13 protein-coding genes are annotated in these 13,053 nt (G+C 38.3%); 8 read left to right on the top strand and 5 right to left on the bottom strand.

Annotation, left to right across the window (positions count from 1 at the left end; translation table 11 throughout):
• Nucleotides 1-76 precede the first annotated feature (76 nt).
• Complete coding sequence (locus BZK16_RS05905; RefSeq protein WP_077927982.1) at nucleotides 77-1,276, top strand: BaiN/RdsA family NAD(P)/FAD-dependent oxidoreductase; 1,200 nt, start codon at nucleotides 77-79, stop codon at nucleotides 1,274-1,276.
• Between the two features lie 5 nt (nucleotides 1,277-1,281).
• Here the strand turns inward: BZK16_RS05905 and dxs are convergent, their stop codons facing one another.
• The 3 genes from dxs to xseB are packed head-to-tail and all read right to left on the bottom strand — an operon-like array spanning nucleotide 1,282 to nucleotide 4,274.
• A complete protein-coding gene (gene dxs, locus BZK16_RS05900) occupies nucleotides 1,282-3,135 on the bottom strand; it encodes a 1-deoxy-D-xylulose-5-phosphate synthase (protein ID WP_077927981.1) in 1,854 nt (617 codons plus the stop codon).
• 2 nt (nucleotides 3,136-3,137) lie between these two features.
• A complete protein-coding gene (locus BZK16_RS05895) occupies nucleotides 3,138-4,001 on the bottom strand; it encodes a polyprenyl synthetase family protein (protein WP_077927980.1) in 864 nt (287 codons plus the stop codon).
• Between the two features lie 21 nt (nucleotides 4,002-4,022).
• Nucleotides 4,023-4,274 carry an exodeoxyribonuclease VII small subunit gene (gene xseB, locus BZK16_RS05890; protein WP_077927979.1) on the bottom strand — a complete coding sequence of 84 codons (252 nt, stop codon included), beginning with the start codon at nucleotides 4,272-4,274 and terminating at the stop codon, nucleotides 4,023-4,025.
• A 160-nt stretch (nucleotides 4,275-4,434) separates the two neighbouring features.
• Here xseB and BZK16_RS05885 point away from each other — a divergent pair, with 160 nt between their 5' ends.
• Both BZK16_RS05885 and glyQ read left to right on the top strand, forming a co-directional pair.
• Nucleotides 4,435-6,723, top strand: a complete 2,289-nt coding sequence (locus tag BZK16_RS05885; protein WP_077927978.1) for a mechanosensitive ion channel domain-containing protein — start codon at nucleotides 4,435-4,437, stop codon at nucleotides 6,721-6,723.
• A gap of 52 nt (nucleotides 6,724-6,775) precedes the next feature.
• The gene (gene glyQ / locus BZK16_RS05880; protein WP_077927977.1) at nucleotides 6,776-7,672 is read left to right on the top strand and encodes a glycine--tRNA ligase subunit alpha; all 897 of its coding nucleotides are present in this window, start codon (nucleotides 6,776-6,778) and stop codon (nucleotides 7,670-7,672) included.
• Between the two features lie 169 nt (nucleotides 7,673-7,841).
• On the opposite strand, the gene BZK16_RS05875 is transcribed toward glyQ, so the two are convergent.
• Nucleotides 7,842-8,582, bottom strand: coding sequence for a DUF975 family protein (locus BZK16_RS05875; protein ID WP_077927976.1), 741 nt, complete (start codon nucleotides 8,580-8,582; stop codon nucleotides 7,842-7,844).
• Nucleotides 8,583-8,797: 215 nt separating this feature from the next.
• On the opposite strand from BZK16_RS05875, the gene BZK16_RS05870 reads away from it, so the two are divergent.
• The 4 genes from BZK16_RS05870 to cgtA all read left to right on the top strand — a co-directional run bounded on the left by BZK16_RS05870 (nucleotide 8,798) and on the right by cgtA (nucleotide 11,721).
• Nucleotides 8,798-9,739, top strand: a complete 942-nt coding sequence (locus BZK16_RS05870; RefSeq protein ID WP_077927975.1) for a bile acid:sodium symporter family protein — start codon at nucleotides 8,798-8,800, stop codon at nucleotides 9,737-9,739.
• A 230-nt stretch (nucleotides 9,740-9,969) separates the two neighbouring features.
• The gene (rplU, locus tag BZK16_RS05865) at nucleotides 9,970-10,284 is read left to right on the top strand and encodes a 50S ribosomal protein L21 (RefSeq protein ID WP_077925621.1); all 315 of its coding nucleotides are present in this window, start codon (nucleotides 9,970-9,972) and stop codon (nucleotides 10,282-10,284) included.
• A 35-nt stretch (nucleotides 10,285-10,319) separates the two neighbouring features.
• A complete protein-coding gene (rpmA, locus tag BZK16_RS05860; protein ID WP_077927974.1) occupies nucleotides 10,320-10,580 on the top strand; it encodes a 50S ribosomal protein L27 in 261 nt (86 codons plus the stop codon).
• A gap of 73 nt (nucleotides 10,581-10,653) precedes the next feature.
• Nucleotides 10,654-11,721, top strand: coding sequence for an Obg family GTPase CgtA (gene cgtA, locus BZK16_RS05855; protein ID WP_077927973.1), 1,068 nt, complete (start codon nucleotides 10,654-10,656; stop codon nucleotides 11,719-11,721).
• Between the two features lie 82 nt (nucleotides 11,722-11,803).
• On the opposite strand, the gene BZK16_RS05850 is transcribed toward cgtA, so the two are convergent.
• Nucleotides 11,804-12,268 (bottom strand): Lrp/AsnC family transcriptional regulator, encoded by a 465-nt coding sequence (locus BZK16_RS05850; protein WP_077927972.1) that lies wholly within the window; start codon nucleotides 12,266-12,268, stop codon nucleotides 11,804-11,806.
• A gap of 128 nt (nucleotides 12,269-12,396) precedes the next feature.
• Here BZK16_RS05850 and BZK16_RS05845 point away from each other — a divergent pair, with 128 nt between their 5' ends.
• On the top strand, nucleotides 12,397-13,014 hold the full coding sequence (locus tag BZK16_RS05845; RefSeq protein WP_077927971.1) for a LysE family translocator: 618 nt from the start codon (nucleotides 12,397-12,399) through the stop codon (nucleotides 13,012-13,014).
• Nucleotides 13,015-13,053 lie beyond the last annotated feature (39 nt).

Below are 13,053 nucleotides of genomic sequence, written 5' to 3'. Positions count from 1 at the left end.
GCTGATTTTTTGTTAAGTCGCACAAGCTGACAAAATCACATATAATGGCGCGTTTTAGCCAATCAGCTGTGGAACTATGTCGAATAAACAATATGATGTGATTATCATCGGTGCAGGCGCATCTGGTTTAATGTTGGCTTTTATGGCAGGGCAGCGTTGTCGCAAAGTTCTTGTGCTAGAAAAAGCCAATAAGATCGGCAAAAAAATCTTAATGTCTGGCGGTGGAAAATGTAATTTTACCAATCTAGATGTGGAATCCAATAATTACATTACGCATAATCATCCTTTTACGATTTCTGCTTTGAAGCGTTACACCAATTGGGATTTCATCAGTTTAGTGTGCGAGCATGGCATTGAGTATGAAGAGCGTGCACATGGGCGATTATTCACATTAAATGGTGCAAAGCAGATTCTCGCAATGTTAGTTGAGGAATGTGAGTATACTAGAAATGTAGAAATTCACACACACAGCGAAGTACAATCCGTGAATGTTTTACAAAATGGACGATTCAAAGTTCAAACAGTTGCAGGAAATTTTGAAGCTGAATCTGTGGTTGTGGCAACAGGTGGATTATCCATTCCTACATTAGGCGGTTCTGGCATTGGGTATGAGATTGCCAAGCAATTTGGTCATAAAGTATTTCCAACGCGTGCTGGTTTAGTACCATTTACATTTTCGGATGCCATGAAAGACATTACTGGGCGTTTAAGTGGTAATGCGATTGATGCAACTTTATCGAATGATCAGCAAAGCTTTACAGAAGCATTGCTATTTACGCATCGTGGTTTAAGTGGGCCAAGCTCATTACAGTTATCTAATTATTGGCAAGCAGGGCAGAGTTTTAATATTGATTTCTTACCGCAAGAAGATTTATCACAGCTGTTTAAAGCTAAGAAAAATAGCCAACCTAAAATTTTATTACGCACACTATTAACGGAATATTTACCTAAAAATTTAGTGTTAGAGCTTCAAGAGTTATTGTGGCGAGATCAAGCTGAAATTATGATTGGTCAATGGAGCGATGAAAGGCTTGTGCAAGTTGCATCATCCTTGCATCAATTTGAAGTGAAACCCGCAGGCACTGAAGGCTATCGCACAGCAGAAGTCACTTTAGGCGGCGTAGATACAACAGAAATATCATCCAAAACGATGGAAAGCCAAAAACAAAAAGGCCTGTTTTTTGTGGGCGAAGTTTTGGATGTTTCGGGGCAATTGGGTGGATTTAACTTCCAATGGGCATGGGCTTCTGCACATGCCGCATCAAAATATGTGTGATGAATTTAATCTAAAATTTTTGCTTTAAATTCTGTTACATCTTTCAAGAATTGATTCTCTTCTAATCCTGCCATTGCTAAGACTTCATGGCGCTCGCCATGTTCTAGAAATGTATCAGGTAAACCAAAAGTTTTGATGGGCTTGAAGATATAGTTTTGTGCCAATAATTCTTGGATTGCTGTACCAACACCACCAGTCACAACGCCATCTTCAATCGTAATAATGATGCTGTGTTTTTTAGCTTCCGCGATGATTAATTCTGCATCCAATGGTTTCACAAAGCGTAAGTCCACTAATGTTGCATTGAGTGCGTTCGCTGCTTTTTCTGCAACATGTAGCATTGTGCCCACTGCAAAAATTACAGTATCTACACCTTTGCGAATAATATTGGCTTTACCAAATTGTATGTCCAATGTTTCTGTCACTTCCATGCCTTCGCCAGAACCGCGAGGATAACGTACAGCGGTTGGGTGGGGTACAGTTAATGCTAAATTTAGCATGTGATATTGTTCATTTTCGTCGGATGGAGCCATGATCACAATGTTTGGCACAATGCGCAAATATGCTAAGTCAAATGCACCAATGTGTGTTGGACCATCAGGGCCAACAACGCCCGCGCGATCAATGGCAAATACAATTGGCAAATCTTGCAACGCAACATCATGGATTAATTGATCATAAGCGCGCTGTAAGAATGTTGAATAGATTGCAACCACAGGTTTTAAGCCTTTCATTGCCATACCAGCGGCGATTGTTACTGCGTGCTGTTCTGCGATTGCAACATCAAAGAAACGTTTAGGAAAACGTTGATCAAATTCAACTAAGCCAGAGCCTTCGCGCATTGCAGGTGTTACAGCTACAATTTTATGATCTTTTTCTGCAACGTCACAAATCCACTGTGAGAAAATCTGTGTATAAGTTTTTGCAGCAGGTTTAGTTTCAACTTTGTCGACAGGTTTGGGGGCTGAAACTGCGTGGAATTTCACAGGTGCAGATTCTGCTTGTGAGTAACCTTTGCCTTTTTGCGTAATTAAATGCAAAAGTTTTGGGCCACGCTTTTGTTTCAAATTTTGTAATATTTTGATCAATGATAGTAAATCATGACCATCCACAGGGCCAAAATATTGGAAATCTAGGGATTCAAATAATCCACCATCACCTGCAACCATATTCTTGATTTGCTCTTCTGTGCGCTTTGCCAACTCTACAGCATGTGGTAATGGTAAGCTTTGGATGAAGCGTTTACCTTCCGAACGGAGTGATTGCATGATTGGGTTAGATAATGTTTTTGTCACCATGTTGCTGAGTGCGCCAACATTTGGTGAAATTGACATGTTGTTATCATTCAAAATAACCAACATATCTGCTTTGATTGCACCTGCATGATTTAGTGCTTCAAAAGCCATACCAGCTGTTAATGCACCATCGCCAATCACAGCAACTGCATGATGATGAGCATGTAATAACTCATTAGCAATGCTCATACCTAAAGCAGCACTTACTGATGTTGAAGAGTGGCCAACTGTAAATGCATCGTATTTGCTCTCTTTTGGGCAAGGAAATGGCTTTAAACCATCTTTTTGACGAATGGATTTAAGTTGATCACGACGTTCAGTCAAAATTTTATGGGGATAAGCTTGATGCCCGACATCCCACACAATGGAATCTTCTGGTGCATCAAATACATAATGCAATGCAACTGTTAATTCGATCACACCTAAACCAGATGCAAAGTGCCCACCACTTTCCAATACGCTGTTAATTAAAAACTGGCGCAATTCATTCACAAGTTGTTGCAATTCTTGTGGTGAGAGACGTTTTAAGTCTTGTGGGGTTTGAATTTGGGTTAAAAGTGACATTGTTAATTCTGCCTTTCGATCACATAAAGCGTTAAGGCTTTCAAAGGATCTGCATTGGTTTGAAACGGTGTTAATAGTGCTAAAGCTTCGGCGTTGAGTTTTTGCATGTAATCCTGTGCAGTTTCAATGCCTAGCAAATTAACATAGGTGGCTTTTTCTTGTTCAGCATCTTTGCCTGCACTTTTGCCTAGTACTTCAGATGAACTGGTGGCATCTAAAATATCATCTTGAATTTGGAACATAAGTCCAACTTTTTGTGCAAATGTTGCTAAAGATTGTAAGGATTCTTGCGATTGGTTTTGACCTGCAATATAGCCCATCATGATACTAGCTTTGATCAATGCGCCTGTTTTGTTGTTGTGGATTTCTTGTAGTTCTTCCAACGTCACAGGTTTTTGCTCTGCTTGCATGTCTAGGAATTGACCTTTGATCATGCCAAGTGCACCAGAAGCTGTGCTGAGCATTTTCAATAGCTCAACTTTAGTTTCCGCGGTGAAGTTTTCATCATGTGTTAATAAAGCAAATGCTTCTGTTAATAGTGCATCACCAACCAAAATGGCTGTGGCTTCATCATAAGCTTTATGATTGCTGGGTTTGCCACGGCGAAAATCATCATCATCCATAGCAGGAAGATCATCATGGACTAACGAATAGCAATGGATCATTTCGATGGCTGCTGCAATAGGCAATAGTGCTTGATTACTTGCGCTACTTAGCTGGCCGCCTGCAAAAGCGAGTAATGGACGAATGCGTTTGCCACCATCCAAAGCGCTGTATTCCATCGCTTCCTTTAATAAAGGAACTGTGGAAAGTTTATCTAAATATTTGGCTAAGTAGCACTCAAATTCTTCTCTAAATTGAAACATAATCGATACCTAAACTGAGGCTTAAAAAGGAATGTCATCGTCATCAAAGCTATCTGAATGTGATTCAGCAACTTTTGACTGTGAAACTTCTTCAATTTTTTTGGCAGTGTGATCCAAAATATTACGGCAATCATGAATGAGTTGAGTACCATCAGTGAATAGTTTTAATGATTGCTCAAGCGTTAGCTCGCCAGATTCTAGCTGCTCTATGATTGTATCAATTGAATGCAATTTACCTTCAATTGTTTCATCCGTATTTTTGCTTTTCGCCACAATAATCCTCGGTGTTTTTAATCTTGAATGACTGAGTTAAACTCTGCAATTTTACTCAAATGAAGTATATAATACTAGCTCTTTGTCTTTTTGGGTCATAAAAAGCAACTAATGCAATAATAATCAAGTAAGATTAAATTTTGGGACTTAAGGTGGTTAGGTGAAAAAAAGAATTATAGCTTTGGCGATATTGACGTTTAATTTGTTGGCATTTCAGTCAACAACAAATGTCGCATTCAGCCAAGGATTACCACTGAATACAATTTTATCTGAAGGATTGGGAACTAAAAATAACGATAAAAAAGTTCATGATTTACCTGATCCTCTAAAATTAGTGACAACATGGTGGGGCTACTTTTCAACAAAATCTGGTGATGAATTAAAGCAAGGGATTGCAGGATTCATCGGGCGTGTGAATGAGCAAATCAGCCATTTGCCATTGGATGAACAGAAAAAATATCAACCGATCTTGAGCCAGATTTCAGCAAATTTGGTGGCTTATGAAACTTTGGTGAGTAAGAAGCAACCTGAAGTGAGTACAGCGAAATTAGTCATTGCTGAAAAATATACGATTAAACAGCTGATAGATTTAACTCATCAAGAAAGAGAATTGAAAGGCAATGCACAACGCATTCGTTTAGAAATCAGTGAATATGAAAAACAGCTTAAAGCTTTAGAGCGTCAATTGAACACAAATCTTGCTCGCTATTTGGATATGACGAGCATTGATAATAATCGTTTTGGTGAAGGTTTAAACATCATTTTAACGCAGACAGAAGCTGTGTTGATTGATGAGCGCAACAAAACGATGAAGAGTGAATTAAGTAATATCAATCAACGCTTGGATGATATCAAAGTGGTGATTGGCGTTGCTGTGAATGCCATTTCTACATCTGATGAAGAAATTGCTCAACTAAAAGAAGCTGTGAATCAATCAGAGCAACGCGTTCAAGAAGTGACAACAAAGCTCTCTCGTGAACAGCAATATTTGGCTTCATTAGATTCAACAGGTACAAAAGAAGATGCTGCTGTTGGGCGTTATCGGGAACTCCGAGTATTAAATACTCAAGTGCATTTGGCGGCAGCACAAGCGCAGATTATCTTTTATAAGATGCAGTTGAACTTGTTACAGTTATTGCATGATCCAGAATCTGATTATGAAACAGCTTTGAAAAATGTGCGTCGTTATGATGTTGAGTTAGAAGAGCTTAATGTCAAAGCAGCAGGTCGTACAGAGCAAAATGAAATTGAACGAATTCGTTCAACAGAATTATTGGCAGAAACGCCAACAGAAGGTGATCAATCACTTTTTCTACGTAATATTATTCAAGATCGTTCTAATTTAATTCAAGATACAGCCATTAATTTACAGCGCTTAAACGTATTGCTGGATGATAGTGGATATATCTCTAATCTTTCCAAAGAGAAGATTTTGGCACTGAGTGGTGGCTGGAGAAATACATATTATAAAGCGCGCTTATTTTTAAGCGATTCTTGGCGTTTTGTTAAAAATTCAACATCTACGGCTTTATTTAAAGTAGGTGATACACCAGTAACGGCAAGTGGTTTAGTGCGCTTTGTATTAGTACTATTTGTTGCTTGGTGGGCTGCATTTTGGATGAACAAACTGCTAGTTCGCGTAGGTAATCGTAATGGCGGTGAAAAATTGCCTGCGTATTACTTAACAGGACGATTAACTTACTATTCAGTCATTTCTATTGGTTTCTTAGGTGGATTAACCATCATTGGGATTGATTTTACCAACTTTGCCTTAGTAGCCGGTGCGCTGGCAATCGGTTTGGGTTTTGGATTGCAATCCATTTTAAGTAACTTCGTATCTGGCTTGATCATCCTTTTTGAACGCTCTTTGAAAGTGGGTGACTTCATTGAATTACAAGATCGTAATTTGCGTGGTGAAGTTCGTGCGATTAACGTTCGTGCAACGATCATTGCGGATAATGACAATATAGAAATAGTCATTCCGAACTCAGAACTCATTAATACAAAGATGCTCAACTGGACATTAACAGAGCCGCATCGTCGTATTCGTTATCCATTTAAAGTTGCTTATGGCGTGGATAAAGACTTAGTGCGTGAAGCTGTCTTGAAAGCAGCGGAAGAAGTTCCACATACATTGAAAGGAATTCCAGGACGCAATCCTGCTGTTTGGCTCAATCGTTTTGGTGATTATTATTATGAATTTGAATTGGTGGTTTGGTTGACTGCACGTGCGGTTAAACGCCCGAATGCTGTACATGCTGCTTATATGTGGGCGATTGATACAGCGCTTCGTTCTAATAATATTGAAATCCCTGTGCCACAAAGTGAATTACGCTTTAGAGAGAAAAGTGCAATGGCGATTAAGCCATATGACGATGATGAATTTGAGAAGAGTTTTAAAGATGATATTCGCGATGCGCAGTTATCATTATTTAAAAAAAGTGATTAAATAACTGTGAACTCGCTATAATATCGCCAATTTTTTAAGGTAAAACGAAATTATGTCAAAAGTATTAACATTTCAGGAAATGATCCTAAAACTGCAAACATTCTGGGCAGAGCAAGGATGTGTGTTGTTACAACCATACGATATGGAAGTGGGTGCTGGTACATTCCACTCAGCAACTTTCTTGCGTTCATTAGGGCCAGAGCCTTGGGCTTCTGCTTATGTTCAACCATCACGTCGTCCAACAGATGGCCGTTATGGTGAAAACCCTAACCGTTTGCAACATTACTATCAATTCCAAGTTGTGGTTAAACCATCACCAGAGAACTTCCAAGAATTATATTTGGAATCTTTAAATGTATTGGGCATCAACACAAAAGTACACGATGTGCGCTTTGTGGAAGATAACTGGGAATCACCAACATTGGGTGCTTGGGGCTTAGGTTGGGAAGTTTGGTTGAACGGTATGGAAGTGACGCAGTTTACATATTTCCAACAAGTTGGTGGTTTAGAATGTAAGCCAGTGATGGGCGAAATCACTTATGGTTTAGAGCGCTTAGCAATGTATTTGCAGAATGTTGAAAGCGTTTATGATCTAGTTTGGTCAGAAACACCATTCGGCACTGTAACTTATGGTGATGTTTTCCACCAAAATGAAGTTGAGCAATCAACCTTTAACTTTGAACATGCAGATGTAGATTTCTTATTGCAACAATTCAACTTCTTCGAAAAAGAAGCGAAGCGTTTGATTGAAGCAAAATTAGCATTGCCGGCGTATGAAATGGTATTGAAAGCTTCTCATACATTTAACTTGTTGGATGCGCGTAAAGCGATCTCTGTGACAGAGCGTCAATCATATATCTTACGTGTACGTGAATTGGCTAAATCTGTGGCTGAAGCTTACTATGCAAGCCGTGAAGCACTGGGCTTCCCAATGTTGAAAGAGAAATAGTTTAATATTCTTACTGAATAAACAAAAAGCCGATTTCATTATGAAATCGGCTTTTTTAATTATTAAAATAAAATTGGCTTACAGAGCTTATTCTGAGTATCTCGCCCTGCAGGTGAGATATTGATATCAGAGTGATTGCTATTAATGAAAGCAATATTAATGTTTAAAATTATTTTTCAAAAATCTTCTTAAAGATTAAAGCATAAGCAAAGTTACATAATGGTAATGTCCAAATTAAACCAATACCTAAAGGAATTGCAGAGATGAATAAAATTACTCCCAATACTAAGCTTAAGATGAAGAATTTAAACCAACGGCGCGTTACGATTTTGCGTGATGCTTCTAAAATATCCCAAAATGAAGCATTTGGATGAATCACTAAAATCCAATAAGCCAATGAATAAGCAACAGCCAAGTAAATGCCAGGGATAATTAATAATGTGAAGCCAATTGCAACAATGATCGACATTACGATGGATAAAATTAAAATTGGTACCCAGTATTTTGTGAATTGGCAGAAATCACTTGCTGCATCGACTTTTTCGCGATTTGCTAATTTTAAAACAACGATGATCACACCAATTGCAAAAATTGAACTTGCAGCACCAAAAACGATATTCACAACAAAGCTTAATACTGGAATGGCAATTACTAAAGCAGAAATGATTTGACCAATATAGGAAACGATTGTGCCTAAAATACCAGCCAAAACAATCGCGATGAAAATTGGTAATTTATTACCGTTTACCATTCCCCAAGCTTCTGAAATCAAGTCAGAAACAGAGAAATCGTAATCATAATTAATGGCTTCATTCAATGATCTGTATTTATCATTATTATTGGAATAGTTCTGTGATGAATTATCTTCATCTTTAATAATCACTACATCGTATTCTTTATCATTATTCATATTATCAGTACCTGATTGAAAAGTTATTTAAACGAATGGAACATTATAGAGAGTTTGTAAACTATTTCTTGAAAATTGTACTTTACAGCGTTTAAAGGCGATGTATACTCGAATGAGTGCAATATCAGCGACAAAATCGCATCAATCAGCACACTATCCAAAGTTTGTACAAAAATTATTAATTTATTTATTCGATATTGATTGAAGGCTGTTTTATGCGTTTGTTAAATTTATTTTCAGAATTCATCGGCAAAACTTTTGCACTTTGGACATTATTATTTGCACTATTGGGATTCTTCATCCCATCATTATTTAGCTCTTTAGGTTGGCTCATCACTTATTTCCTTGGCATTATTATGTTTGGAATGGGTTTAACGCTGACTTTAGAAGATTTCTCTCAAGTAGTTAAGAAGCCTTGGCAAGTTCTATTGGGTATTGCTGCTCAGTTTGTGATTATGCCTTTGTTGGCTGTTGCTTTGGTTAAGATTTTCAATATCGATCCATTATTAGCTTTAGGTGTTGTGTTAGTCGGTTCTTGTCCAGGTGGTACATCCAGTAATGTGATTACTTATTTATCCCGTGGAGATGTGGCATTAAGCGTAACAATTACAAGCATTACAACGTTATTAGCACCATTAATGACACCATTATTATTAAAATTATTAGCATCAGAAAGCGTTAATGTTTCTTTTTATGCAATGATGATGTCAATTGTGCAGTTTGTGATTGTGCCAATTGTATTGGGCTTAGCTGTTCGCATGGCTTTACGTTCGAATGTTAAATATGTAATGCCTGTGCTACCAATTATATCTGTATTTGGCATTGTGATGATTGTAGCGATCGTTGTGGCGTTGAATCAGGCGCGTTTACAGGAAACTGGGTTAATCATCATTGCTATTGTGATGTTGCACAATACATTGGGTTATTTAATTGGCTATGTGATTGCAAGAATTATGGGCTTGGGATTGGCTCAACGTAAGGCTATTGCGATCGAAGTTGGTATGCAAAATAGTGGTTTAGGTGCGGCTTTAGCAAATAAACATTTTGATCCAATTGTGGCTGTTCCAAGTGCACTTTTTAGTGTTTGGCACAATATCAGTGGGGCGATTTTGGCGAATATTTTTGCAAAAATGGCTGACAAAAGTACCAAGCAATAAAATCAGTAAAAGTAAATTTTTACTTAAAAAATGCAGTATTATTTGCTACAATTGACAAGATTAACATATTAATATGGAAAAAAAGATGTCAAGAATAAGGTGCTTAATCTTGACGCAAACCATTTTTTTTTATACAATCACGTCCTTTTTATGGACTGTTATTTCTTGTTGACTTGTTCAACGTGATAGCAAAAGAATTCAGATTCACTTAACTATTTGGAGCATTACACATGTATGCTGTAATCAAAACAGGCGGTAAACAATACCGTGTAGCTGAAGGTCAAATCCTTCGCATTGAAAAATTAGAAGGCGCTGCTGAAGGTTCTAACGTAGAATTTGCAGAAGTATTGTTAGTAGGTAAAGATGGTTCTACAACTGTTGGTACACCACTTGTTGCAAATGCTAAAGTAGTTGCAGAAGTATTGAAACAAGGTCGTGGACGTAAGATCGAAATCATCAAATTCCGTCGTCGTAAGCACTCTCGCAAGCACGCTGGACATCGTCAACACTTTACTGAAGTTAAAATTTCTAGCATCTCTGCATAATTGCGAGATTCCTAGACGTATAAGAGGATTTAAACATGGCACAGAAGAAAGGCGTCGGCTCGAGCCGTAACGGTCGCGATTCCGAAAGTAAACGCTTAGGTGTTAAGCGTTTTGGCGGTGAATTAGTTCCAGCTGGTTCTATCATCGTTCGTCAACGTGGTACTCGTTTTCACGCTGGTGATAACGTAGGTTTGGGTAAAGATCATACTTTATTCGCTAAAGCTGATGGTCACGTTGTATTTGAAGTAAAAGGTCAAAAAAACCGTAAGTTTGTAAGCATCCAACCAGTTGCTTAATAAATTTTAGTTGTTTTAAAAGCCCCTTTTATTGGGGCTTTTATTATTTATGCTGTCAGATTAAGGAGGGCAGATGAAATTCGTTGATGAGGTGATCATTGCGGTTGAGGCCGGTAATGGTGGTGATGGGTGTTTAAGTTTTCGTCGCGAGAAGTTCATCCCTTTCGGAGGACCTGATGGCGGTGACGGCGGTGATGGTGGTAGTATTTTTCTACAAGCATCAGATGCTGTAAACACATTAGTAGATTTCCGTTTCGCTAAAACGTTTAAAGCAAAGCGTGGTGAAAATGGCCGTGGTGCAAACTGTACAGGTGCAGCAGGTGAAGATTTAGTTTTGGTGGTTCCGTTGGGTACGCAAGTGCACGATGCGGACACAAACGAATTCATTTGCGACTTAACAGAAGATGGCCAAGTGGCTAAAGTTGCTCAAGGTGGTTTCCACGGATTGGGTAATACACGCTTTAAGTCATCCACTAATCGTGCACCAAGACAAACTAAGCCAGGTACACCAGGTGAAGAACGCCGTTTGCGTTTGGAATTGAAAGTATTGGCGGACGTTGGCTTGTTAGGTTTACCAAATGCTGGTAAATCAACATTGATTCGTGCCGTATCAGCAGCGCGTCCAAAAGTTGCAGATTATCCATTTACAACATTGCACCCTAATTTAGGTGTTGTGAGCGTTGGTCCATTGGATAGCTTTGTAATGGCAGATATTCCAGGATTAATCGAAGGTGCTGCAGAAGGTGCTGGCTTAGGTCATAAATTCTTGCGTCACTTATCTCGTACATCCATCATGTTACATTTGGTTGATATGTCTCCATACAGCGATTCACAAGATCCTGTTGAAGATTTCCGTGTAATTACAAATGAATTGCACCAATATGATGAAGAGATGGCGAAAAAAGATCGCTGGTTAGTGTTGAATAAATTGGATTTGATTCCTGAAGATGAGCGCGAAGAGCGCATCGCTGATTTCTTGAAAGAGATTCAGTGGGAAGGTCCATGTTTCCAAATTTCTGCGATTTCTGGTGACAATACAAAACCATTAACAAGCGCAATTATGGATTACATCAATGCTGAAAAAGCGGCATTGAAAGCACAAGAAACGCCAGTACCGATTGAACAGTTAATCACTCAATAATCACTGAAAATATATTATTTAAAAAAGCCTTTAGAAAAATCTAAAGGCTTTTTTATTATTTGAATGAAAATTAAATAATGATTTAAATCGGCAAGCTATATGTGAGTTTCACCGTATCCATTGGCACATCCGTTTTAACACTTTGAATGGCTTTAATAGTTGTGAGTTTATGGGCATGAAACTGTCGATAACTATCCAAATCTTTCGTCACGATGCGAAGCCAAGCGTCACATTCGCCCGCCATTAAGTGGCATTCGATAATTTCTGGCATATCTTGAATCGCTTCAATGAAGCTATCGATAGTTTTGGCATCTTGTGCTTTGAACCAAATTCGGGAAAAAAGGGTTAAACCTGCATCCACTTTTGCACCATCCACAATTGCGATATAGCGCTTGATCACGCCAGCTTCTTGCAAGAGTTTAACTCTACGTAAACAAGGGGAAGGGGATAATCCTACAATTTGGGCAAGTTCAGCATTTTGAATGCTCGCATCCTTTTGCAATATGCGCAAAATATGACGATCTATGCTATCTAATTTTATTGGCATTTTAATTCACAAAATTTAAAAACAATGAAATTATTAATCAAAATATCATTCGTAGTTGATAACAACAAGTAAAAATTTCAAGAGTGAAAGACTACAATAGCCTCCGATTTTTGAGAGGATCGTAGATCATGTATTTTGATAATTTGTTGTTATTTGGTTTGGCAGTTTTTCCATTAGTGTGTACGCCAGGGCCTGATGTGTTATTCATCGCATCTCAGGGTTTGACAGCAGGTAAAAAGGCAGTGATGAAGGCAAATGCGGGGATTTTAACTGGCTATTGTGTTCATGCTGTTTTGAGTGCATTGGGTGTTGCGGCATTGGTTGCAGCTTCGCCTGTATTGTTTAATGTGATTCGTTGGGTGGGCGTTGCATATTTGCTGTATTTGGCATTTTGTATGATTCGTTCAGCAATGAAAAAAGGCTTATTAGAAATACAAAAAGATGCCAAAGTTCACAAACATTTATATCGTAAGGGCTTTTTAACAAGTTTCTTAAATCCGAAAGGTTTATTGATTTATTTGGCAATTTTGCCGAATTTTATCGATAAATCTGGTAATTATGGCTTGCAAGCATTGTCATTGGCGGCTGTATTTATTGTGAGTTGTGCGATCGTTTATACAATCATTGGTGTGAGCTTAGCGAACTTAAGTAGTAAAAGTGCACCGAGTGATAAGCGTCGCCGATTAGTGGAAGGTTTTTCAGGCAGTTTATTAATCATTGCCGCAGGTTTTATCGCTGGTAACTAAACTTGGATACAAAAGTTAAAGCCCAATGAGATTTCATTG

It is taken from the genome of Wohlfahrtiimonas populi, from assembly GCF_002006795.1.
Taxonomy (GTDB): Bacteria; Pseudomonadota; Gammaproteobacteria; order Cardiobacteriales; family Wohlfahrtiimonadaceae; genus Wohlfahrtiimonas; species Wohlfahrtiimonas populi.
Note: the sequence above shows the minus strand (reverse complement) of the source record. Positions and strands in the feature narration are given on the sequence as shown.